Below are 23577 nucleotides of genomic sequence, written 5' to 3' on the forward strand. Positions count from 1 at the left end.
AGTAGGCAATTTTAGCCTCAATGCAACCATCAGAAAGCGGAGGTGCTATTAAATCTGGAAAGCGATAGCTGCGGCTGTTAGTCACTTAAATTCACCGCTGGTTTCTTGCTGTTCTGAACAAAAGTAAAAATACAAAAACCGAACCTATGGAAGTCGTGACAATCCCTACTGGCAACTCCTGCGGCGCCAGCAAAAGCCTGCTGAGAATATCCGAACCGGTCAATAACGCAGCGCCAACAATCGCGGCAGTCGGTACAAGGTGGCTGTGCAAAGGTCCCGCAATTCCGCGGGCTATGTGTGGCACCATTAGGCCAACAAATCCGATCACACCCGCCACTGAGACAAAAACTGCAGTTGCCAAAGCTGCCGTGAAAAACATGCTGAATCTCAATCCCTGAACAGGGACCCCAAGAGTTGCTGCGGTTAAATCCCCCGTAAGCAGCGCGTCCAACCAACGACTGCGATACAGCGAATACGTTAGGATCAGGATCAGCCCAACACAAACAAGGGGAAACGTCTCCCAGCGGGCCAAGCCCAATCCACCTAACATCCAGAAGATCACCGAGTGGGCAGCGCGGTTGTCACCCGCAAATATCAAGTAATTGGTGATGGCCGAAAACAGGAATGAAACCGCCAATCCCGCCAGGATTAGTTTCTCTGGCGCACTTGTGCGCAAACCGTGAACCAGCGCCAATACAACGCCCGACGCGATGAGCCCTCCGCAGAAGGCGGCGAGTGGCAGTGTCCAGAAACCCAGCACATCTCCGGTTACGGTGATGACAAACACCGCACCTGCGGCGGCCCCCGAAGACAAGCCAAAGAGAAAAGGGTCGGCAAGATCGTTGCGAGTCGTGGTTTGTAGGACGACGCCAACGATACCAAGTCCGGCGCCTATCACAGCGGCGAACAATGCACGGGGCAACCTGAGATCAAACACGATCCGGTGCATCGGAGACATCTCGCCGTCGTCGATACCCGTGCCACGCATAATAGCAGTAAATGTCTCAGACACCGGGATCGAGGTAGTTCCGTAAATGGTGGATACCAGCACAAGGGCGGCCAAAATAGCCGCCCCCAGCAGAAGTGTTAGGCCAAATCGGCCCATATCAGTTGAGGCCCGGATGCATCGCTTGAGCCATTTTCGAAATCGCCTCAATATTTGCGGGGCCAGGTGTCAATTCTTCGTACCGCAAGCCGATCCAACGCTCATTCTTGACGGCATCTGTCTGCGACATCACCGGATGCTCTTGCAGGAATTTGAAGGTATCTGCTGCGCCGTTGCCGGTCTGATAATCCAGCAGCACCAGGAATTCGGGGTTAGATGCGGCCACGGCTTCCCAGGAACTACGCCCCCAGCTTGTATCCATGTCATGGGTGACATTCTCACCACCCGCCGCAGCAATCATAGCATCGGGAATGGCGAACTTCCCAGCAGTGAACGGTGCATCCGCCGGACCATCCAACAAGAAAACTCGAGGTTTCGGCAGCTCGGTCGTTTGCGCTTCGATCGCAGCCAATTCGTCTTTCCATTTGCTCACTAGCGCCTCGGCCTTGTCCTCGACCTGCATAACCTTGCCAAGACGCAGAACATCGTCAAACAGCAGGTCCATGCTGGACTCGGGGCGATCCTTGTCCAAATGCACACAGCTCTCTGTCAGGATCATGGTTTTGATCCCGAAGGGTTCCAATGTGTCTGGTGTCACATCCCCACCCGGTTTCATTCCATAATACCAGCCCGCGAAAAACAAATCTGGGTCCGCTGCGACGAGGTTCTCAACAGTGGGGTATTTCGGCGCGAGCTCCGGAATGTCACCCCGCAAGGTATCGAATTCCGGGCTGGTCTTGTACCAGCCGGTGATCCCGGTGAGGCCGATGATCTTGTCCTGTAGCCCCAAAGCAAAAGCCATATCCGTCATGTTCATGTCATGCACGACCAACCGTTCCGGCAACGTCTCAAACACAAGGGGTTCGCCGCAATTGTCCACGGTGACTTCCTGCGCTGCAGCGCTGCTTGCAATGGCAGTGACCAAAGCCACGGACCAGATGTGTTTCATCAATATTCTCCTGAGTTTATGTAGAAACAGTGGTTCTTCGGATATCAAGAGCCGGTATCACGCGACCCTCATGGTGAAAGCACAGATAATCCACGCCAAAGGTTTCACGGACCCGTTCGGGCGTCAGAACTTCGGCGACCGTGCCAAATCCGGTCAGGCGCGTGGATTTCATCAAAGCAACATGTGTGGCGAATTCAGGGATCATGACCAGATCGTGCACGATCATTACCACTGTGACCCCAAGATCGGCGACCAGCGATAGCATCCGCCCCTTTGCGTCTGGGTCCAGATGATTGGTGGGTTCATCGAGAAACAGCAATGAGGGGTTTTGTGCCAAGGCGCGCGCAATATGCGCACGCTGACGCTCGCCCCCAGAAAGCTGAGCCATCCTCTTTTCTGCCAATGGAGCCAGATCAGTGAGGTCAAGTATCTGGTTCAGTTCGCATGCATGATCTTCGGCCGAGCGATCTGCGCGAATGGGAATCTGACCCAATGCCACATAATCACGCAGTGACAGACGCCCGTCAGGAAATTCCTGCTGGCTGACAACGGCTATCATGCGGGCGCGTTCTTTTGCGGATAGGTGCTTGAGGCTTTGTCCATTCATACGCACATCCCCCAATGCCAGTGCCTCGGCACCACAGAGTAGATTCAAAAGCGTTGTTTTACCTGCCCCGTTCGGACCAGCGATCGCAAGAATAGCGCCTTCGTCCAAGGCGAACGAAACGCCTTGCAACAAGATATCTCCGTTAAGCGCGTAATATTCCAGATTTTCGGCAATCAGAAAGCTTTGCTTGGTCATAGCACTTCCTCAAGCTCAATACGCGGCAGGCGTGAGAGAGTTTTTGTGAACAATGCCCGTGGCCGATCAGAGGCATTTGTCCAACCATCGCCACTGCGCAGATACTGATGGGCAAATTCAACGATCGCGTCCAAATCTTCATCTGTAGAAATGTCACCAAATAGATATTGTGCTTTGCCAAGGGACTGAAAGCCGATGGTGGTTGGCCTTTCACAACCCGCCATACAATTCACAGAGCGGATCACAAATTCCCTCGGCAATCTATGCTTCAACGCCTGGGGTACTTTGTCTGCACTTTCGCCACTTCTGCAGCTCGCGCAGACAAGAAGGATATGATCAACATTGTTCGTCATCTCGCCACCGTTTATTGCGCAATTAAAGTTTTTGCAATGTTATATCGTAACGCTTTGAGTATTCTGAACACCGCGTTGGGCACCCCGCGTCGGCGGTTCACGTTGTCGACAATGTATTGATCAGCGATTTTCGCATTTCTCACTCCGCTTGTTTCCAAGCGCAGACGGAAGCTGCCAGTCGTGTGCACACGTGTGAAACGTGTCATCAATACCTCCTTCCAGGACGCCCCGCCCCGGGTTGGTTGAACAATTGATGGCAGGTCTCCTGACTTGCGGGTCCGCGCTTGGCCAACCTTCCCGACCCTTGGGGTCAGTGGCTATTTGGCATAGCTCACCGCTTACAGTTGCGGGGGCAGTTACGGAATTGGCGCCGCGTGGCATACCTCACCGTATTCCCTTTTCATCCCTCTGACGTATCGTTGGGAACCATCTGCTGCCTGAGTGCCCGAGATCAAGAAATGCGTCAATAACTTTCTGTAAGCTTAAGTCTTCGAAGGTAAGCCAACGCAACGCTAGTGAATACGGTGCCAACCGCGTCCATTTCGAAGTCGTAAATCAATTGATCCCACCCCACCAATTATTGACCGGTATACTTCATTCTGACGCGAAAACGGCTGTTTGAGATCGAAAGGAATGAGGCAATAAGGCTGCCATAAGTCACCTCATTTGAAAGAAAAACCAAAAAGGGTTAATCTGCGGGCATTTAGAAGGGGTTGGCTGTCAGATATATTTGTAGAGGTTAATTATTGCCTGGGCTTGCTCGGGAAAGGGGGTTCGTTGACACATTATTTGCCAAACACTTCACCTGAAGACGTGGTTGACGATATCATCGACCAGAATTTTGAAGCGATCGCGAAATGGAAAAGTCGAAGGTTAAGAGCGCAACATGGGCGTAGCCATGGGTGTGTCAAAGCCACTTTCACAATCCGGGACGATCTGCCGGAAAGGTTGCGCCATGGCCTTTTCGAAAAAGCAGCAAGTTATTCTGCAGCAGTTCGCTTTTCCAACGGTGCGCATCTGGATGATCGTAAAACCGATGCCCATGGAATGGCGGTCAAACTATTTGATGTGCCGGGCACCAAACTGATCGACGTCGAGGCACTTTCACAACTCAACATCTCGCAAATCAGCGATGAGTTCGACTTTGTTCTTGTCGATCGGGACACTTTCCCCAGCTACCTTTCCGACGATTATGAACGGCTAAGCAGCCTGATCGCCACACTGCAAGCCCTACAACACGCGGCAAATAAGCGTCGCAGCTGGTCATTGAAGCTGATCGTTCGAGGGTTGGTGGCCCTGTTTCGCGCATTTGCCACACAAAAAGGCAGGCGACGCCTTCAGACTGCGAGCGATTTTGCCTCGAACTACATGCAGTCGCCATTCGAGGCGCATTTCTGGTCAACGACGCCCTATCGGCTGGGGACTGACCTGACAGTACGATACCTCGCCCGCAGCGTTCGACATAAGGTAGCAACTAAACCGGTGGACGAGCATGACGGCATCAGCCTGAAACTCCGTCAGGACGTCGCCAGTGACGGCAATCGATTTGAGTTCTGTATAATCGAACCACCGCGTAACGATGGCGACTTCGATCCGCTCGATAACCGCGTCAGATGGGCCTGCGATCCAAAGCCAGACGCACCACTTGACCCGTTTCATCGCACGGTTACACCCATCGCAGATATTACCATCGAAAAAGATGCAGAATTTGATCCGCTCGATGGTGATACCCTGTCATTTTCGCCATGGCGTGTGACCGCTGAGCACAAACCTCTGGGCCCGATCAACGCAATCCGACTTAAGACTTACCTCAGCCTCGCCCGCGCCCGTTTTCCAAACCGATGATCAATTGGAGCCATTTAGATGCTGAATATTGATGATCTTATCAATCTTGGGTTCAAGATCGCACCACGCACGACAAGCTATATCTCAGCCATGAGGCTTGCGAATGCAGCGCGGGTGCACCGGCCGCGGCCCTATACATTGGGTGCGGACTATACCAGCTGGCCAGGCGTCTATTCCAACCGTTGGATTGGTCGTCACACAACGCCCGAAGATCCTTCGCCGATCCTGCCATCGGAAAGCGAAGTGGCCGACTTATTTCGCCGCAGAACACAGATAGATGGCAGCCCGCTTACCTTGTTGTGCCCGCAAGGCACGACCGTTCTATTCATCTCGGTCGCGCAATGGTTCACCGACAGCTTTCTGCGGACCTTCGGGCCAACCGGACCGTTTGATCAGACTGATTCAAACCACGAAGTCGATTTATGCCAGATCTACGGGTTGAACGATTTTCAAACTGATATGCTGCGCGAAAGAGACCCCGAAACAGGCGAAATGACCCACCGACTGGCGTTTCGGATGGACGACAATGGCGAGATGTGGCCGCCGAAGCTGTTCAAAAAAGATCAATCCGGTGGAGTTAAGCTGGCCCCGCCATTTGATGGCAGTCTCGCCGAGGGTGATAATGCCGCGCGGCCCCTGCATGATCCGTGCAAGCTGCGCAACTCCTTAAAACGCGCGCATCCCGAACTGACGTGCCAACAAGTCGATCAAAGGCTGCTTGATTTTCACGCAACCGGCCTGGACAACGGCAACGGCACGATCGGCTATACTGCCATCAACACATTGATGATGCGCGCGCACAATACATTTGCCGATCTTCTCTGGCGCGAGAAACGCGGCACTGACGGTTGGGATAAAGAGCGCGTGTTCCAAACCACGCGGTGCACTCTGATCGCGCTGCTGATCAAGCTGGTGATTGAGGACTATATCAGCCACGTGGCAAACATGCCTTTTCATCTGCCGGTCGGCGTCAACCGCTGGCAGCGTTGGCATCATTCAAACCAAATCGCGATTGAATTTAACTTGCTGTACCGTTGGCATTCAATGATCCCCGAGCGTTTCATCATCGACCGCGCTCAGGTCGAGCCGACTGGATTCCGGTTCAACCCTAGACTCGTCGAACAAACGGGACTTGAGGAAATGATCCGCTCTCTCTCGCGCCAACCCGCAGCCAGGATATCGCTGCGCAATACACCTGATTTTCTGTTCGAAAGGCCTGCAGAAGGTGTGCCCTCACCGGTCGAAGCAACGATTGCTCTTACACGCAAAGCACGACTTCCCTCGCTGAACGCCTATCGTCATCATTTTAAACGTCGAGTACACTCGAGCATCGCGGATCTTGTCGGGGATCAGCCCTTCGCCGACGAGCTAATCGCCGACCTGAGCAGAATGTATTGCAATGTTGACCGGATCGAGTTGTTTCCGGGCTTGTTCGCCGAGCAGCACAAGGGGACTGTCATTATGGGTGACTTGATGACGTCAATGGTGGGGTATGACGCGATCACGCAACTCATGAACAACCCAATGGTCTCAAAGAACCTGTACTCGGCCAAGACCTTTTCGCAAACGGGTCATCGGCTGCTGCTAAAAACCTCTTCATTTGCGCAGGTCGCTGAATTTGTTGGTCTGAATCTTGCCCAGGATGACTGTGCATTGGGCCGAAGGCGCTAGGCCGAAACCCCGGCATCATTCAGCTTGGCAAGACGTGCAGCAATCTCAGGGTCAACTGGTCGCAGACGGGCCAGATCTTCCAATGCTCGTTTCTCATACAGAGCAGCTCCCTGATCACGGGCCACCTGTATCGCCGTTCGGCACGCGGCCTCGGCCTCATCAGAAGCGTCTTCCTGCTTTGCCAGCAGCGCAGCTCTGATCCGGTTTAGCTCGGCTTCGTAATTCCGCTCTCCGGTTTGATCCGCAAATCTTAAACCAGCATCAACTGCTTCCAGACCTTGTGGGATTTGACCAAGCGCGAGTAAGCCACGCGCAAGTTCAGTATGGACAAGAACACCTGCCGCCTTGGCTCCAGTTGCATGCATTTTTTCCCAGGCCGATTGCAGCAAGGCGACGCCCTTTGCCGGTTCGCCCGAACGTATCGACGCACCCGCGAGATGCGCGGTTGCAACCGCGTTGTAAAATGGGCCAACACTGTCTCGCACGATCTTTGCAAAAGTCTTTGCCATATGCGGATAATCCGGATGATCGGTCTGCATGTAGATCTCGGTCTGCCAATGCATCGCATTTGCCACCGTCAGCGACTGCCCCAATGCCCCTGCAGCATCAACCGCACTTTTGGCGCGAGCCAAAGCACGTTCAGTATTCCCCAGGAAACTGTCGACCAAGGCAGCCATGCTCTCGATCTGCAACATCGCCGCGACATCCGGACTGTTTCCTGCCTCAGCAGCGTGTGCTTCGGCGTGCAAAGCTGCCTTTTCCAGCGCAGTTGCCGCAGCTATGAACTGTCCCCGCGGTGCAAGCGCTGATCCACGTATGTAATTGCCGACCATGCACGTATGGTGATCATCATGGGCATCGATCATCGCCTGTCCCCAATGCTCGGCCTTGCGATAATCCCCTTTGACCATCGCGGCGGTAAATAGACCCCTGCCAGCGCGCACCAAAGTGCGTCGATCTCCGAGTTTCTTGGAAAGTTCAAAGCTACGGTCGAACGCTGAAATTGCAGAGTCCGCGCCATATCCGATCCGGACGCGTTCGGCAGCTGCAAGTAAAAACTGCAAGGAAAGTTCGGCCTCATCACGATGTTCGACAGGCAGTTTCTGCAGCAATCGCAGTCCGTTTCTAACGTGCTGTGCGCCTTCTTGATTGGCGTGGCGACGCAGGTTTATGCGAGCGGCTTCGATCCAGGCAGCCACGGCTTTGCCGGGCGCGCCTGCCAACTCCCAGTGACGTGCAATCTGTTCCGGTTTGCGGGCCGCCTCAGGCTGTGCGTTCAGTGCTTCGGCTGCGCGTCGATGTAAATGCGCACGCCGGTCCCGTACGAGGCTTTGATAGGCAGCTTCGCGTACCAGTTCGTGCCTGAACCGCCAGGCCTCGCTCGCATTTTTCCCTGTACCGGGTAAGTGTTGCAGTAAACCTGTTGATGCTAGCTGATGTATTGCCTCATCAGCTTCAGCTTCTGAGATGCCGCTGACATGCGCCATCATAGGTACGCCAAATGTACTACCTATGACCGCTGCCTCGACCGCTGTTCGGCGCAATTCACCCACCTCGTCTATTTGCTGCGCCAATAGGTCGTGAAGTGTCGCGGGAATGGCTCCCAGCCCACGTTCGGGTGAAGCTGCCATAGCAGTCGCGCATTCTTTGATGAAAAGTGGAATGCCGTTCCCACGGTTCACGATCTGCGCCATGGTTTCATCACTAAGCTGCGCTTTTGATGCGGCACCGGCCAAAACCGCAGCGGTGTCATCATCCAGCGGTGATAGTGCAGTTATCTGCAGCGAAGGGATGCTTTCTTCCATAGCCCGTGTGACAGGGTTTCGGCCGGCCAACAATAGCAGAACAGGTAATTTGCTAAGATGCTCTGCCACAGCTTGCAGAACCGAAAGGGTCGACGGATCTGCCCATTGCAAATCCTCGACCACGACAAGCACCGGCCCTTCGCCGCTTAATCCTTCAAAGACACGACGGAATATCGTAACGATTTCGGCGCGCAGCGCCTCTTCGCTGGCGGGTCCATGATCACCGGGTCCTGGCGCGAGAACAAAAAACAAGGTGCCCAACTGGTCGTCATCCAGAATATTGCCCAGATGTTCCGTCATTCGGTTTCGTCGGATCGCGATGTCGTCGCTGTCGAGAATTCCGCACCAGCGTTCAATTTGTGAGATGAATGGAAAAAAGGGTGAGCTCACATGAAAAGGACTGCAATGATACGTCACCCAGGCCTGGGGGCCCACCGACGTACGCAGATCTCGGATTAAGTGGGATTTTCCAATTCCCGCTTCACCCTGCAGATAAATTACCCTTCCTTTGCCGGTTTCCACGTCAGACCAAGCCGCATGAAGTTGCGCTCTCTCAGCGTCCCGCCCGATCAAAGGTATCCGGTCTTTGTCCAATACCTGAATTCGGGTCTCACCTGCCAAGCGATACACTGGAACGGGCCGATCAAATCCTGCAAGGCTCTTTGCACCCAAGCCATCGAACTCAAGCTGTTCGCCCCCCAGTGCGCGGGTCGCAGCGGATATCAGCGTCCCACCGGGTTCAGCAAGGGCCTGTAACCGCGCAGCAAGATTTAGCGTAGATCCAAAGATCGCATCCGGCTGGATGTTGCTCCCGAGTGCAATATCCCCGACCAGCACGACGCCAGAAGCGATTCCGATGCGGCACTGCAATTCGGTCGGGCCAGACAATTCGGCCAGATCAGAATGTATGCGCAAAGCCGAGCGCATGGCCCTTTCGGCATTGTTTTCACAGGAAGAAGGCCACCCAAAGACCACCAAAACTCCGTCACCGACGATCTGCAGCACGCTACCTCCAAAGGCATTGGTGGCATGTTCGACCAATTTCTGATAGCGCAGCGTGGTCGATAGCAAATCCTCGGGATCAAGGGTCTGGGCGAGAACAGTTGATCCGACAAGATCCACCATCATGACTGTGAGATGGCGATGCTCCATCGCTCCAAGATCAGTATCAGGACCAGCCGGGTGTAGTACCATCAGCTCACACCGTTTTCAGACATCGCATGACTATGCGATTGTTTGCTCACAATTGAACTAACACTGAACAATGAGAACATGCCCCCCTCGCAAAGCCTCATATAAACCTGCACTCGCCATCGCAGTCTGGCGACATGTAAGCTGCGAACACAGCCTATATGATGCAAGGCTATCTGGCTATGTCCAGCGTTACTCAGGTGCAAACTGCCTTCTTGTGCGAAAGTTCATTGGTCCAATTTCACCAATCACTACACAAAAATTGCCCTAAACTCCCGTGGTCTGGTCAAACAAATCGGGGGTGGTAGTGTTTCCTCAAAATTAGGCATCTACCATTCTGGAAGAATTGATGCGATTGCGGCATTAAAAATCTCAATGGCGGTATTGTGAGACGCGGCGTGCACCGTCGTTTAACGCAGGTGGGACGATAAGAATGACAACTGATAAGCTACTTCCGGTCGGGCTGGATTCTGAAACAGGTTTTTGGCTGGACACGCCAGAGCACCAGAACTGGTTGATGGAACAGGCTCGTCATCAGCTTGAATTTTTCAGTGCAAGCTGCCGAAATGGGTCTGGTTTCTTTCTGCTTGATCATGACGGCACCCCCCTGCCTGGCGAGGTGCAGGAACTGCACACGACCACCAGAATGATCCATTCTTATGCCTTGGGTCATCTCTTCGGATTTAAAGGTGCCGAAAAGATAGTTGACCACGGTATAGCATATCTTGAGCGCTATCACCGAGACGCGGAATTTGGTGGATTTTTCTGGGCGCTGGAAGGTGACCGCGTCGTTGATGATCGCAAACTGGCTTACGGGCACGTCTTTGTTCTTCTTGCGGCGGCGAGCGCAAAGCAGGCAGGTCATCCGGGCGCGGACAGGCTCATGACTTACGCTCGAAAGGTTCTGGATACACATTTTTGGGACGAAGAAGCGGGACTGTTTTGCGACGAATGGAACAGAGATTGGACGCCGTTCTCCGAATATCGCGGGATGAATGCAAATATGCATGGTGTCGAAGCCCTGCTTACCGCGTTTGAAGCAACAGGGGACAAGGTGTATTTATCCCGTGCAGGCCGCATTCTGGATTTCTTTGTCGGCAGAGTCGCACCCAAAGAAAACTGGCGATTGCCAGAACATTACACGAGCGACTGGCAGATTGATCGCGCATATGCGGGCAATCCGATGTTTAGGCCAGCCGGTACAACTCCGGGACATTCGTTTGAATTGGGACGGTTGCAACTGCAATATTGGGATCTGTCGGGTCGCCCGAACACCGGCGCACCGCATTCTGCGCGTCAGTTGATTGAACAGGCCCTGCGTGATGCCTGGCTTCCCGGCGGAGGCATCGCTTATACGTTGGACTTTGATGGACAAGTCTCAAACGAGAACCGGTTCTGGTGGCCTGTAACCGAAGCGATCAGTGCCGTCGCTGCATTGATCAGAATCGATAAAAAAGCAGAAGATGAGCACTGGTACAGAACTCTCTGGGGTTATGCGAATGAACGATTTGTGGACCATCAAAATGGCGGCTGGTTTCCGGCGGTGGACGAAAACGGCAAGGTCGTAACATCCATCTTTAACGGGAAACCAGACATCTATCATTCCCTGCAGGCCTGCCTGTTTCCGCGTTCAGGTCGCCTATCGAGAATGCTGCCGTTTTGACCTGCCAATCCCTGTCATTCAAAAGCGTGCAGAAGCCCTTTAATTGAAGAATCGGGGGAAATCTGGTAGTGTAGCCATATTCAACATCATCTGACGACCTGCCAATTCGGATACGTTTACAAACGAACGGATAGGAGAGATGAATGGCAAATCAAGCTAGCAAAAAGCACAGTACCCGCAAAGGAAGTGTCGAGGTTCGACCGCAACCGTCTGCCCATTCCGCTTTAGGTGAAAGGGCAGAAGCATCGGGCCTGATGACACCCCAAACTCTTAGTGAACGCGACGAGAAGGTTTCAAAGGTTCGCCGAAAAGGTGGTCCGCCATTAGAGGAAGACAACTCTGCCAGTTCTGCAAGCGAGGTGGACCCAACCGAATTGGATTACTGACACATTTTGACATTACTATTACGGAGGCTGCCATGCCCTCGACCCATCAGCCAAGGATATTCAACACAGTAAATCTAACAGATTTTGATACAAACGGGCAAACGTCGACAGTCGGCGAGCCCACGGTCTCAAACAACGGAAATCAGATACTGGCCACTGGAAACTGGTACGCCAGCCGGTCTTTGGATGGTGGCCAAAGCTGGTCGCATATGAGCCCCTTCACCTTGTTTCCGCCAGCAGATGGCGGTTTTTGCTGCGATCAGACCACCATCTACGACCCAAGCCGGGATTTATTGATCTGGCTGCTTCAATATATCGAACAGAACGGGACCAACACATTACGTGTTGCGGTCAAGCAAGGCCGCACACTTGGAAATGACAACTGGAACCTCTGGGATTTCACACCGGCGGGAATTGACACATCGTGGAACGGCGAATGGTTTGACTACAACCATGTCTCTCTTTCAGAAAACTACCTGTATGCGGGAACCAACGTGTTCTCGGCCAGCAGCAACCTTTTTAGGAGGTGCGTCATATTGCGTATATCGCTGGACGAACTTGCAGCTGCCGCTGGATTATCTTTTGACATATTCGAAACGCAGCATAATTTCTCACTACGTTGTGTTCAGGGCGCGCGCGGTTCGATGTACTTCGCCAGCCACAATTCGAACTCGCAAATCCGTGTATTCAGGTGGCCAGAGAACTCACCGGACGTTGATGAATTCGACATCGATGTCACCCCGTGGTTTGCGGGCAGCTATTCCGCGCCTACAGTTGGAGGCGGCGACTGGATGTCCAGGACCGATCCACGCATAATGGCCGGTTGGTTAGGGCGAGGCGCGCTGGGGTTCATGTGGACAGCCAACCAACAAGCAAACAGGCCAAACCCATTTGTCCGGACCGTGCGCATCGACGAAGCCACAATGTCCCTGATCGACGAGCCTGACATCTGGAATGATCAGATCGCGTTTTCCTATCCCTCGACAGCCGTAAATCGGTTCGGCGACGTCGGGCTGTCGATTTTCGCCGGTGGGGGCAATCTGCATCCAAGTCATGTCATTGGTACCTATGACGATATAGATGGAATTTGGCGATTGTCCCTCGCGCGGCAAGGAACGCATACGCCGTCCTTGGGCAAATGGGGTGACTACACGAACTGTGCCGAGATTGCAGATGACGGGTTTACCTGGCTTGCCGCTGGCTACACGCTGCAAGGTGGGAGCACGCAAAGCGACATCGAACCAACAATGACTTGGTTCTCACAGCAGCGCTATGATGCGCCTCGACGTCATCCTCCTGCAATAGTTTAACCAACTAGATTAGTTTCAAAAGATTGGATCATACCATGCATACAGCGATGAAATCACAAGGATTAAAGTCTTTTTTGCGCCAGGAAGGACCGTGGTTGTTGAGTGCATTCGTCATAGCCGACTTATTTTATAAATGGGGCTCATTTGCCTTGGAATGTGTTGGTTTCTTACTGACATGGTACGCCCTAAGCTGGATCTCGAGCCTGCTTGTGCGGGTCTTCACGGGTGAAAACTCCGCACTCGGAGATTGAACTTACCGAACTTCTACACACAGACTTCACGGGATCAGCTTGGGCTTCATATCAAACAAGCCATCACGTACCCTGCAACTCGGTCACGACGTTGGATAACAGTTCAATTCCTTGCGGGATCAACCCCGGTTGGATTGATGAGACACCAACTCGGAAATGATGCTTCCCTTCCGCTGCCTTCGAGAAACACGGTCCAATCGGCTCTACGATAACACCCCGTCTGAGTGCTGCATCACAAATTGTCTTAGCCTCGAGTATTTCATCGGGATCGGCTAGAACGAAAACAGTACCACCGAATTCACCTGCTCTCAGAAAGCTGGGTAACCGCTCACGAATCATCGAGTCTGCCAAATGCCAGCGTTGTTCATAGTTCTGCCGCACCCGGCGTAGCAAACCGTCGTAATATCCTAACCTGATGAACGCGGCGGCAGTATGTTGCAGTATCATGGGTGGGTGGCGCATCATCATGCCCCGGCAATCTCGCGCTGCATCGATAAACTCAGGCGCGGCTGCCAGATACCCCAGTCGCAAACCTGGCGAGAGCCCCTTGGACAAGCTGCCCAGATAGATTAGGCGGTCGGTATCATCCAGGCTCCGCAGCGGCAGAAGCGGTGAATGACGATAGTCCACGTCGCATTCGTAGTCATCTTCGACGATGTAAAAGTCATAATCTTCAGCAGCTTGCAACAGTGCGCGCCGACGACGTTCAGACAACGTGACTGTGGTTGGGTGTTGACGGTTCGGCGTGACGAACACCAGATCCGCACCGCGCAGGCGCTCGTCAACAATGAGACCTTCCTCATCCACGGGTTGAAAGCTTACCTTACCGAAATTGGCCTGAAGAATCTTGCGAGCATCCGGATAACCCGGATCTTCCATTACCGCAGTACGTTCACGCCCGCCAAAGAGCAGGCTGGTAATAAAAAGCCCATTCTGTGAACCCAATGTAATCAGTATCGATTCACTGGGCTCGAAAATTCCCCGCCGTGGCAAAATGCGTTGCCTGACCTGTTCGACAAGCTCTAGGCTGTCATCATAAAGTCCATCTGCAGACCAGATCTTGAGGTCTTTTCGGTTCATTGCCAGCCGGGTGCACTCACGCCAATCCGCAACTGGAAACACACCATCATCGATCTGATTACACACAAAAGGATAGGCATATTTATACCAGTCTATTGGGCGCGGGATTGTCTCAATCTCTTCAGTACGGCGCAGTTTGTTCAGTTTGTGGCTAATTGATGTACCGGGCCTGGTATTCGACCGGCCAATCGCATCACTGTCCGTTCGTATCCCGCGGTCAGAACACACAAAATAGCCAGACCGAGGCCGTGCCTCGATCAGTTGTTCTTCCTCAAGCTTACGATAGGCTGCGACAACCGTATTAATAGAAACATCTAAATCCCGCGCCAGGACGCGGCACGAGGCAAGTTTCAGACCCGAAGGCATCAATCCTTCAAATATGAGGCGCGATATCTGCGAGACGATCTGGTCGCGCAATCCGCTGGACTGAGATTTATCAATACTCAATCGTTGTGTCATATCCTACAGGGTCCCAGTCACAGTTTCCGCCGCGCGACTTGCAAACTGTATCCTTGTTTTCAAGTGTTCCTTGCGAAAGGCAAAAGGCTAGTTATGCCCAATCGTCGCTCCGGAATCGCAGTCGGAAACAGGTGATCTGATTACGAGTCGATTGATGATAACTCAAAAAGAAACTTCCACCAACCTTATGTAATAAAAGCGCTTCTACCGAAACGTGACTTCAATAAGTGTCCGGTAGGTGGGTATGTTCACTCGCCGTCAGTATACGGTCAAATACAAATTGTCGCGATCATCGAACGCCTCGCGCGATACAATCTGTACCCATTATTACAAGCAACTGTATCTTTCTCAGCGTTACTCCATCGCGTTTGCTGTAGCGATCCGGAAGGCTCCGCACTGAAACTAGGAGTAGTTCGGATCGTTCGATGCGATAAGGGAGGGAGACCGTTCGCATGGTTTTGCATGAGTGGAATACGCGTCAACACTCTGAGATGAGCTTCAGCCAACGACTGCATGGTATACGTCTGAGTTAGCTACCTTTGAACTTTGCCGCCAGAGACAGAGAACATCGAAGTTACACTCGGAATTTTTGAGGGAGAACCATATCCATGAAAAACACAGTGAGGTCGGAATGCTGATGCGCGGATTGGAAAAACTGACAAGCGCAATCTCAGAGGTCATGGGCCGTATCGGTTGGTTCCTGATCCTGTATTGCATGGCATTTGGTGTGTCGGATGTGTTCATGCGCTACGTACTCAACGCACCATCACAGTGGATTGGAACCACTTTGCAGGCAGCAATGGTATTGCTGGCCTGTACCGGAGGTGTTTACGCGCTGCAGCATGACAGCTTTGTCAAACTTGACCTGTTCTACGCAAATGCAAGCAAGCGATCAAAAGCGATCTTGGACGTCCTGACGGCGCCGATCGCTATTCTGTTTCTGGTCGCCTTGATCTGGAAAGGATACGAGGCCGCGTCATTGTCATTGATGCTCAACCAGAAAACTCCGACGTCTATCCCGATCCCGATCTATCCAATCAAGTTTGCCATTCCGCTTAGCGGTGTCATGGTACTTTTGGTGGTCTTGAAACACTTGCTCCGCGATCTGCAAACGATCTTCGGGCGGGGCTAAGGCCGTTTGCCCGGATACACATAATTTCACGAAAACAAACTGATCCACTAACGAGGAGGAACTAACATGAAACCAAACAGGTTTATGCATACCACGATGTGGGCGGGCGCCTTTGCGGTGACCGCAAGCATAGCCGTCGCTCAGGACGGGCCACCGGATGAAGTCACTGAATGGACTTTCCAACCCGCATTTGACCAGACCGATGCTGGCTGGGACAACGGCCTGATCCCTTGGGTTGAAGCTGTTGAAAAAGCGACCGAAGGCACCGTTAAAATCCGCGTTGAGCCCGCCGGGGCACTGGTCAGTGGTGCAGAGGCCTTTGGCGCCGCCGCAGCGGGTTTGACCGACGGCTATGCCGGATGGGGCTCTGTCTATGGTGGCGATATGCCCGAAGGCATGCTGGCCTTTGGTATGGCCATGGGCGCCAACAACACCGAAGAAGCCTGGGAAGTGATGTGGGGCAACCCTGATTATCGCGTAGGCGACATCGTTCAGGAAGCGGCGCATGCCCGTAACTTGCATTGGGCTGGTTGGACCAACCAGGGCCCGAACGCGATGTTCACCAAGTTCCGCGTCGAAAAGATGGAAGATCTGGAAGGGCACAAAATGCGTGCCGGTGGTCCTCAGGCCATCTTCCACTCGACCATGGGCGGTGCGCCGGTATCAATGAATGGTGGTGAAATCTATACTGCCATCAAACTGGGCACGATCGAAGGCACATACTGGGACACTGGCGGCATCGACGACATGTCGTTCCACGAAGTGATCGATTATGCGATCATGCCCGGCTGGAACCCTGCCCAGCATCAGGAAATCTTTATCAACCTGCAAAGCTGGAATGCCCTGACCGACTGGCAGCGCGAAAAGATCGATGGCGTCTTTGAAGAAACCTACTTCGAAACCAGCCGCATGCATGCGGAAGGCGTGGAAGAGGCGCTGCAGATCCTGCGTGATGCCGGTGGTGAAGTGATCGAGCTGAGCGACGAAGAAGTTGCTCGTATGCGCGAAAAGTCAATTGCCGAGGTGTGGCCGCAGGTTGCAGCTGCTTCGGATGGCAACGCCAAAGGCGTCGAAATCTTCAAGAAGTTCTTGGAAGACAAGGCAAACGCGCAATAATCCTGCGCCGCGTGAAAGCTCACGCATTGCTTAAAACGCTTCTGCTGGCCCGACTGTTGGGCCAGCAGATTAGATAGGCGCATGCCAGCGTTCGAAAGATTGCAGGCAAGCAACCTGACATAGACCGCGCGAACGGCCACTAGGTAAGGAAACTAAAGATCATGAGCCTCGAACTAATCACAGCGCTGTATTTCTTAATACTGTTTGGGATCCTTTTTATGGGCCTGCCAGTTGCGTTCGGTCTTGGCGGAACAGCAGTGCTGTTTGCCTTAGTTTTTGAACCCCGCGCGCTGCTTTCGGTACCAAGTGCCTTCTATTCAACACCCTGGAACTCGGTTCTGGTAACAGTTCCCCTATTCCTGTTTATGGGCTCACTGATAAGATTTTCCGGGATAGCCGAGACGGCCTATGATGCCGTGTACAAACTGATTGGCCATATTCATGGCGGTCTCGCCATGGGCACGGTACAGGTTTGTACGGTGTTTGCTGCCATCACCGGCATCACACCTCCGGCAACGACCACAATGGGTCAAATCGCTTACCCGTCAATGATGCGCTATAAATATGATCGCCGTATCGCAATTGGCTGTATCGCAGCCGGCGGAGCGTTGGGCGCGCTGATCCCTCCCAGCGTTCCCTTCATTTTTTATGGTTTGCTGGCCAAGGTTTCGATCGGTGATCTGTTCATGGCAGGGCTCTTGCCGGGCCTGATGCTGGCGACATTCTATACGATCTATATCGGCGTACGCTGCAAAATTCAGCCCGAACTGGGCCCCGCGCTGCCTGCAGATCAGAAATTCACCCGCGCCGAAAAACTGACCGCAGTTCTCAGCATCTGGCCATTTGCACTGCTGATCATCATCGTTCTGGGTGTCATCTGGGGCGGAATCGCAACACCTGCCGAAGCTGCGGCATTTGGTGCAGCAGGTGCGTTTGTCATAAACCTGATCTACGGAAAGCTGACCTGGGAAGTTTTGAAGGAATCGCTGGTTTCCACTTTGAAACTCAGTGGCATGGGTCTGTGGATCCTGATCGGTGCAACTGTCTATCTGAATGTGTTCAATACTCTGGGCAGCCAGGACCTTTTGACCAACCTGGTACTTTCTATGCCGGGCGGCAGCACAGGCATCCTGCTGATGATGATGCTGATCATCCTGGTTCTGGGTATGGTGATGGACGATTGGGCGATCATCATGCTGTGTACCCCGCTGTTCATTCCAATCATTGACGAGTTGGGAATTGACAAGCTGTGGTTTGGTGCATTGTTCATCGTGAACATCCAGATCGCCTATCTGACACCTCCGTTTGGTTTCGTGCTGTTCTGGATTAAAGGGGTTCTGCCCAAAGATGTCAGCATGGGCGACGTCTACAACTCGGTTGGCCCGTTTGTTGTGCTGCAGTTTGTTGGTCTGACACTAATCTTCATCTTCCCGCAGATCGCAACCTGGCTGCCAAGCATCTTGAAATAATTCGGAGGTTCCGATGTATAACCATATCCTCGTTCCAGTCGCACCCGATCACATCAACGACTGCTCCTTGTCTCTGGATGCTGCAAGCCGTCTGCTGGCAGACGGAGGGACCGTATCGGTGCTATCGGTTCTCGAAGAACTTCCTTCGTATATCGGCTCGTACTTTCCTGCGGAACAGGTTCAGAAAAGCGTGTCAGAGTTTGAAGAAAGACTGGGCACAGCCGTGGAGGCTTCGAACATCAGTACGCATGTCGTGACCGGGCATCCCACAAACTCGATCCTCGATTGGGCTGAAAAGCACAAAGCGGATTGCATCATCGTGGCGTCGCATCAACCGGGTCTTTCGGACTATCTGATCGGCTCAACGGCTGCACGTGTTGTCCGGCATGCCCAATGCAGCGTTGTTGTACTTCGTGGAAAATAGGACCGAAGACCAATAACCTACCGCTTCTGCAAATTGTTGATGGCTGGCCTATTTGGCCGGCCATCGCTTTTCAGAAGCCTTGCATCAGCATATCGACAGCAACGGTAATTTTTTCAAACTCGTCAACGAGATTCTCTACTGGCGATTTGAGTACCCCTGTCGGAACAGCCGCCATAAACTGGGTCACCATGACAACCGGCTCATCCATGATCATGAACTCTGGATTAAGACGGGTTGCAGGTTTCGGCGCGTACGGTTTCGGCAATAGGGGTACGACCACACGTGTGTTCAAATTGCTCAGAAGATCCGATTGGACATCCAACAAGAAGCCATCGCCAGAGGGGTTGGGAAACACATCGTATTTCGGCATCAGAACTGACGAAACCGCTCCAGGGGCAATCCATGCTTTTCAACATAAGAGTTGGAGCTTTGCAGAGCTTCGGCGTTCTCCGCTTGCCATTGCTCTGCCTTGGCTGCCGCCACGGCTGCACGAACCCCCTCCTCCGCGGCCCGCGAAAGGTTCACTTTCAGTTTTCGAGCCTCGGTAAGCAAAGCGGGATCGAGCGACAGATTGGTCGGTTTCCGTGCCTGGACATTCATATAATCAACCTCCTCATAAGCAAATTTATCACCACCTACTATGCGCGTCAAATATGCGTATAAAATCGCGCATCAAACTCAACATCAGACTGAACGATTAGTTGGCAAAAATCGACATGTTGCAGGCTTGAACCTCAGGATTTTGGTTGTATTTGCGCTCGTGTCACCCTAATCACAGCCCTACCTCGGGGTGCGCGCGATATTGCGCTGAGATGTCCACTGGCAAACCCGTTGAACCTGAACCGGCTAGAACCGGCGGAGGGAAAGATACAGGTTTTGTCCATCCTTACCCTCTCGCCGCATTGGAGGATGATATGAAACATCTGGCAATTGCTGCGGGAATACTGACTGCAACATCGGCTGTTGCAGCCGACAAACCACAGTTGACCGTTTATACATATGACAGCTTCGTCTCGGACTGGGGCCCTGGCCCGAAAGTCGAAGAAGCATTTGAGGCAGTATGTGACTGTGACCTTAATCTTGTGGGTGTCGAAGACGGTGCTGCCCTGTTGTCGCGCATCCGTCTTGAGGGTGAGAACACCGATGCAGATGTTGTGCTGGGGCTAGATACCAATCTGATCGCCGCCGCCAAGGAAACCGGCTTGTTTGCCCCTCATTCGGTAACCGCTGATTACGCGCTGCCAATCCAATGGACCGACGATACTTTCGTTCCTTTTGATTGGGGTTACTTTGCCTTTGTTCACAACGCTGATGCGTCAGCGCCCGCCAATTTTCGGGAACTGGCGGACAGCGAGGCTAAAATCATCATTCAAGACCCACGCTCATCTACGCCGGGTCTGGGCCTGCTATTGTGGGTCAAGGCGGCTTATGGTGATGAAGCCCCGGCAATCTGGGCTGACCTTTCCGACAACATCGTGACTGTGACCAAAGGCTGGTCCGAAGCTTATGGGCTGTTTCTCGATGGCGAGGCTGACATGGTGTTGAGCTACACAACATCTCCTGCCTATCATCTGATTGCCGAGGAAGATGCCAGCAAAGCAGCTGCAGCCTTCGACGAAGGCCATTATATGCAGATCGAAGTTGCGGCAAAATTGGCTGGCTCGGATCATTCAGATTTAGCTGACCAGTTTTTGAATTTCATGGTTTCCGACGCATTCCAGCAGATCATACCGACAACCAACTGGATGTATCCAGCCGTCACCCCGTCCTCGGGGCTGCCTGAAGGTTTTGACACTCTGGTTGTTCCTCAGAAATCTCTGATTATTGATCCCAGCGAAGCTGCAACCAAAAGAGAAGAGGCTTTGACGGAATGGCTGGGCGCACTCAGCCAGTAAGCTCATGGCCAGGTATCAGCGCGGCGGTCCTTGTCGCCGCGCTGATATTGGGAACTTTGGCCACCGTTGGCTTACGTGCCGAAACCAGCGGCGGATTCAATCCCTCTGATTGGGCGGCGCTGCGCTTTACGCTTTTGCAAGCAACGCTCTCTGCAGCGTTCAGTTCTATTTTGGCCATCCCAGTGGCACGCGCATTGGCGCGGCGGCGGTTTCGTGGACGACGGGTATTGATAGCGCTCTTGGGGGCGCCATTCATCCTCCCGGTGATCGTCGCGATATTGGGACTGCTACAGGTATTTGGCCGCTCTGGATGGATCTCGGATGTTTTGGGCGTATTTGGCCTTACCCCAATCCAAATTTACGGGTTGCATGGTGTCGTTCTGGCCCACGTATTCTTCAATCTCCCTCTAGCAACGCGGCTGATTTTGCAAGGATGGCAGGAGGTTCCAGCAGAACGATTTCGTCTTGCCGCACAGCTTGGATGCGATGGGATGGCAATGTTTCGATTGATCGAATTGCCCATGCTGCGGCGCGTTTTGCCCGGCGTGCTGGCCGTTATCTTTGCCATCTGCCTGACCAGTTTTGCCGTTGCTCTAACGTTAGGCGGCGGCCCGCGCGCGACCACGATCGAACTCGCGATTTATCAGGCGTTTACATATGATTTCGACCTTGGCCGTGCAGCGCTGCTATCCGCATCGCAACTGGCCCTGACTGCGGCTGCCGCACTGGCGGCCTTGAAGTTTTCGAGAGGGGACGGCTTTGGGTTGGGCCTCAACCGTGCAATCCGCCGTTGGGATGGTGGAACGCCTCTGTTGGACGCGTTTTGGATTATCGCCGCAGCATCATTCCTACTTTTGCCATTAGCATCTGTGGTGATTTCAGGCGCATTGGGACTGTTCGAACTACCCACCCTAGTGTTTCGCGCAGCCGCCACTTCGATCCTCGTGTCCACCATCAGCACCATGCTTTTGTTGCTGCTCGCGGTGCCTATGGCTGTTTCTGCGGCGACCGGAAAGTATGGCATCGTTGAACTTTGCGGTATTCTCGGCCTTGCTGCATCACCACTGGTTATCGGCACCGGTCTGTTTATTCTGATCCGCCCTGTCGCCAATCCAGCTATGCTGGCCCTTCCCGTCACTGCACTGGTTAACGCCGTGATGGCCTTGCCTTTCGCGCTTCGAATACTCGTGCCCGCTGCGCGCGACACGATAGAGCGGCACAGACGTTTGGCCCTGTCTCTGGATATGAACAAGCGCACATTTTTCACCCGCATCATTGTGATGCGTCTTCGCCCTCAAATCGGTTTTGCTGCAGGCTTGGCTGCTGCCCTGTCGATGGGTGACCTTGGCGTAATCGCATTGTTCGCTGATGCGCAGATCGCAACCCTTCCATTGCAGATTTATCGCCTTATGGGGGCCTACCAAATGCAAGCGGCTGCGGGCGGAGCGTTGCTGCTGCTTCTGCTTTCGATGGGTGTGTTTTGGATACTGGATCGCGGAGGGCGTTGGCATGCTGAAGCTTGATGAATGCATTATCTCGAACGGCAGCTTTCTGCTGAATGCCGATTTCGAAATCGAAACTGGAGCCAAGGTCGCGGTCATTGGCCCATCTGGTGCGGGGAAATCTACGTTGTTGGAAACCATCGCCGGATTTCGGGATTTGAAGGCCGGGCAGATGCACTGGAATGACCAAAGTATGACCACCCTGCCTCCGGGGAAAAGACCGCTTGCGATGCTATTTCAGGACGGAAATTTGTTCCCGCATCTGACCGCCGCCCAAAATGTTGGCTTGGGCATCCGCCCGAATGGGCGCTTATCAGATGAAGAAAAGGAAATGGTGAGGTCAGCCTTGCATCGCGTTGGCCTACCGGAAATGGGAACCAGAAAACCTGCCGAATTGTCCGGAGGACAACAGAGCCGGGTCGCGCTGGCCAGGATATTGGTTCAAAAGCGAGATGTCTTGTTGCTGGATGAACCCTTTGCGGCCCTTGGTCCTGCGCTAAAGGCCGAGATGTTAGATCTGGTGGCGGATCTGGTGGCTGAGACCGGAACAACGCTGCTTATGGTTAGTCATGATCCTCAGGATGCGCTTCGGATAACCGAGCAAACGGTATTTATTACGGATCAGGTTGCACACGCACCTGTTGCAACCAAGCAGCTATTTGAAAATCCACCTCCTGCGCTGCGTGATTATCTGGGGTAGGCAAATTCATCGAGACAACCCTCAAGCAGATCTCGTACCTGCACATCCAGACCGGGCGCCTCTGACCCGCGCGGACCGGCAATGTTCAAGACTTCAACCGGATTTGTGCGCAACCAATCCCGCAGTTTTTGTTGGCAAGACTCCGTTCCCTGCCTGACATCAAGCACCAGGTAAGGCTTTCCGGCCTCCCTTGCAAAAACAACTGTTTGTTGCGTTCCAGGACTGTCTGAACCATTCACAACTATCAGCGTTGCATCGCTGGACTGAACGTTCAGCTTTGTCCGCTCGATCACTTCCGGTGTATGGGTCTCGACCAATCCAGCGTACTCAACAGGGATCAGACCGGCCTCGTTCGTTCTGCCTTTTGGAACCCAACCACCATAAAGGATTTGGTGCTTTCGCGCGAAACCCAGGGCAGCCAAATCAACGCCCGTTTGCCCACCCGCCACGATTTTGGAAACAGACATTC

21 protein-coding genes and 2 riboswitches are annotated in these 23577 nt (G+C 53.3%); of the genes, 12 read left to right on the plus strand and 9 right to left on the minus strand.

All coding sequences use genetic code 11. The features are described 5' to 3' along the window. Nucleotides 1-91: 91 nt before the first annotated feature. The 4 genes from ACR0IU_RS07735 to ACR0IU_RS07750 are packed head-to-tail and all read right to left on the minus strand — an operon-like array spanning nt 92 to nt 3209. Nucleotides 92-1105 carry an iron ABC transporter permease gene (locus ACR0IU_RS07735; RefSeq protein ID WP_170780526.1) on the minus strand — a complete coding sequence of 338 codons (1014 nt, stop codon included), beginning with the start codon at nt 1103-1105 and terminating at the stop codon, nt 92-94. 1 nt (nt 1106) lies between these two features. Continuing rightward, nucleotides 1107-2054 carry an ABC transporter substrate-binding protein gene (locus ACR0IU_RS07740; protein WP_480715843.1) on the minus strand — a complete coding sequence of 316 codons (948 nt, stop codon included), beginning with the start codon at nt 2052-2054 and terminating at the stop codon, nt 1107-1109. Nucleotides 2055-2070: 16 nt separating this feature from the next. Beyond that, the gene (locus ACR0IU_RS07745; RefSeq protein WP_480715844.1) at nt 2071-2856 is read right to left on the minus strand and encodes an ABC transporter ATP-binding protein; all 786 of its coding nucleotides are present in this window, start codon (nt 2854-2856) and stop codon (nt 2071-2073) included. Next, entirely contained in the window at nt 2853-3209 is a 357-nt protein-coding gene (locus tag ACR0IU_RS07750; protein WP_480715845.1) for a DUF1636 family protein, read from the minus strand. The genes ACR0IU_RS07745 and ACR0IU_RS07750 overlap by 4 nt, the downstream gene beginning before the upstream one ends. A 238-nt stretch (nt 3210-3447) precedes the next feature. Continuing rightward, nucleotides 3448-3655, minus strand: a riboswitch (cobalamin riboswitch). A 331-nt stretch (nt 3656-3986) separates the two neighbouring features. Here ACR0IU_RS07750 and ACR0IU_RS07755 point away from each other — a divergent pair. Beyond that, the gene (locus tag ACR0IU_RS07755; protein WP_480715846.1) at nt 3987-5054 is read left to right on the plus strand and encodes a catalase family protein; all 1068 of its coding nucleotides are present in this window, start codon (nt 3987-3989) and stop codon (nt 5052-5054) included. A gap of 18 nt (nt 5055-5072) precedes the next feature. Then, nucleotides 5073-6725 (plus strand): peroxidase family protein, encoded by a 1653-nt coding sequence (locus ACR0IU_RS07760; RefSeq protein WP_480715847.1) that lies wholly within the window; start codon nt 5073-5075, stop codon nt 6723-6725. Here ACR0IU_RS07760 and ACR0IU_RS07765 read toward each other — a convergent pair. Then, on the minus strand, nt 6722-9724 hold the full coding sequence (locus ACR0IU_RS07765; protein ID WP_480715848.1) for an ATP-binding protein: 3003 nt from the start codon (nt 9722-9724) through the stop codon (nt 6722-6724). The two genes, ACR0IU_RS07760 and ACR0IU_RS07765, sit on opposite strands and share 4 nt — an antisense overlap. A gap of 430 nt (nt 9725-10154) precedes the next feature. On the opposite strand from ACR0IU_RS07765, the gene ACR0IU_RS07770 reads away from it, so the two are divergent. From ACR0IU_RS07770 to ACR0IU_RS07780, 3 genes are all read left to right on the plus strand, one after another. Beyond that, a complete protein-coding gene (locus tag ACR0IU_RS07770) occupies nt 10155-11384 on the plus strand; it encodes an AGE family epimerase/isomerase (RefSeq protein ID WP_480715849.1) in 1230 nt (409 codons plus the stop codon). A 143-nt stretch (nt 11385-11527) separates the two neighbouring features. Continuing rightward, complete coding sequence (locus ACR0IU_RS07775) at nt 11528-11770, plus strand: hypothetical protein (RefSeq protein ID WP_480715850.1); 243 nt, start codon at nt 11528-11530, stop codon at nt 11768-11770. A gap of 32 nt (nt 11771-11802) precedes the next feature. Next, nucleotides 11803-13080, plus strand: a complete 1278-nt coding sequence (locus tag ACR0IU_RS07780) for a hypothetical protein (RefSeq protein ID WP_480715851.1) — start codon at nt 11803-11805, stop codon at nt 13078-13080. 314 nt (nt 13081-13394) lie between these two features. On the opposite strand, the gene ACR0IU_RS07785 is transcribed toward ACR0IU_RS07780, so the two are convergent. Then, entirely contained in the window at nt 13395-14870 is a 1476-nt protein-coding gene (locus tag ACR0IU_RS07785; protein WP_480715852.1) for an aminotransferase-like domain-containing protein, read from the minus strand. 631 nt (nt 14871-15501) lie between these two features. Between ACR0IU_RS07785 and ACR0IU_RS07790 the strand changes: the two genes are divergently transcribed. The 4 genes from ACR0IU_RS07790 to ACR0IU_RS07805 all read left to right on the plus strand — a co-directional run bounded on the left by ACR0IU_RS07790 (nt 15502) and on the right by ACR0IU_RS07805 (nt 19011). Next, nucleotides 15502-16002 carry a TRAP transporter small permease subunit gene (locus tag ACR0IU_RS07790; protein ID WP_170543928.1) on the plus strand — a complete coding sequence of 167 codons (501 nt, stop codon included), beginning with the start codon at nt 15502-15504 and terminating at the stop codon, nt 16000-16002. A gap of 66 nt (nt 16003-16068) precedes the next feature. Then, nucleotides 16069-17118 (plus strand): TRAP transporter substrate-binding protein, encoded by a 1050-nt coding sequence (locus ACR0IU_RS07795; RefSeq protein ID WP_010441629.1) that lies wholly within the window; start codon nt 16069-16071, stop codon nt 17116-17118. A 161-nt stretch (nt 17119-17279) separates the two neighbouring features. Continuing rightward, nucleotides 17280-18587, plus strand: coding sequence for a TRAP transporter large permease (locus ACR0IU_RS07800; RefSeq protein WP_010441630.1), 1308 nt, complete (start codon nt 17280-17282; stop codon nt 18585-18587). A 13-nt stretch (nt 18588-18600) separates the two neighbouring features. Continuing rightward, nucleotides 18601-19011 carry a universal stress protein gene (locus tag ACR0IU_RS07805; RefSeq protein WP_010441631.1) on the plus strand — a complete coding sequence of 137 codons (411 nt, stop codon included), beginning with the start codon at nt 18601-18603 and terminating at the stop codon, nt 19009-19011. A 70-nt stretch (nt 19012-19081) separates the two neighbouring features. Here ACR0IU_RS07805 and ACR0IU_RS07810 read toward each other — a convergent pair whose 3' ends face one another. Both ACR0IU_RS07810 and ACR0IU_RS07815 read right to left on the minus strand, forming a co-directional pair. Beyond that, nucleotides 19082-19381 carry a CcdB family protein gene (locus ACR0IU_RS07810; protein ID WP_480715853.1) on the minus strand — a complete coding sequence of 100 codons (300 nt, stop codon included), beginning with the start codon at nt 19379-19381 and terminating at the stop codon, nt 19082-19084. Then, nucleotides 19381-19611, minus strand: coding sequence for a type II toxin-antitoxin system CcdA family antitoxin (locus tag ACR0IU_RS07815; protein ID WP_170543922.1), 231 nt, complete (start codon nt 19609-19611; stop codon nt 19381-19383). Before ACR0IU_RS07815 ends, ACR0IU_RS07810 begins: the two co-directional genes overlap by 1 nt. 176 nt (nt 19612-19787) lie before the next feature. Then, a riboswitch (TPP riboswitch) is annotated at nt 19788-19893 on the plus strand. 32 nt (nt 19894-19925) lie between these two features. Between ACR0IU_RS07815 and thiB the strand changes: the two genes are divergently transcribed. The 3 genes from thiB to ACR0IU_RS07830 are packed head-to-tail and all read left to right on the plus strand — an operon-like array spanning nt 19926 to nt 23108. Then, nucleotides 19926-20906 (plus strand): thiamine ABC transporter substrate binding subunit, encoded by a 981-nt coding sequence (gene thiB, locus ACR0IU_RS07820; RefSeq protein WP_480715854.1) that lies wholly within the window; start codon nt 19926-19928, stop codon nt 20904-20906. Next, nucleotides 20882-22429, plus strand: coding sequence for a thiamine/thiamine pyrophosphate ABC transporter permease ThiP (locus ACR0IU_RS07825; RefSeq protein WP_480715855.1), 1548 nt, complete (start codon nt 20882-20884; stop codon nt 22427-22429). The genes thiB and ACR0IU_RS07825 overlap by 25 nt, the downstream gene beginning before the upstream one ends. Beyond that, a complete protein-coding gene (locus ACR0IU_RS07830) occupies nt 22416-23108 on the plus strand; it encodes a thiamine ABC transporter ATP-binding protein (protein WP_480715856.1) in 693 nt (230 codons plus the stop codon). The genes ACR0IU_RS07825 and ACR0IU_RS07830 overlap by 14 nt, the downstream gene beginning before the upstream one ends. Here ACR0IU_RS07830 and ACR0IU_RS07835 read toward each other — a convergent pair. Beyond that, a complete protein-coding gene (locus ACR0IU_RS07835) occupies nt 23096-23575 on the minus strand; it encodes a putative molybdenum carrier protein (protein WP_480715857.1) in 480 nt (159 codons plus the stop codon). The two genes, ACR0IU_RS07830 and ACR0IU_RS07835, sit on opposite strands and share 13 nt — an antisense overlap. Nucleotides 23576-23577 lie beyond the last annotated feature (2 nt).

The sequence above is a fragment of the Ruegeria sp. CL5 genome, from assembly GCF_056536485.1.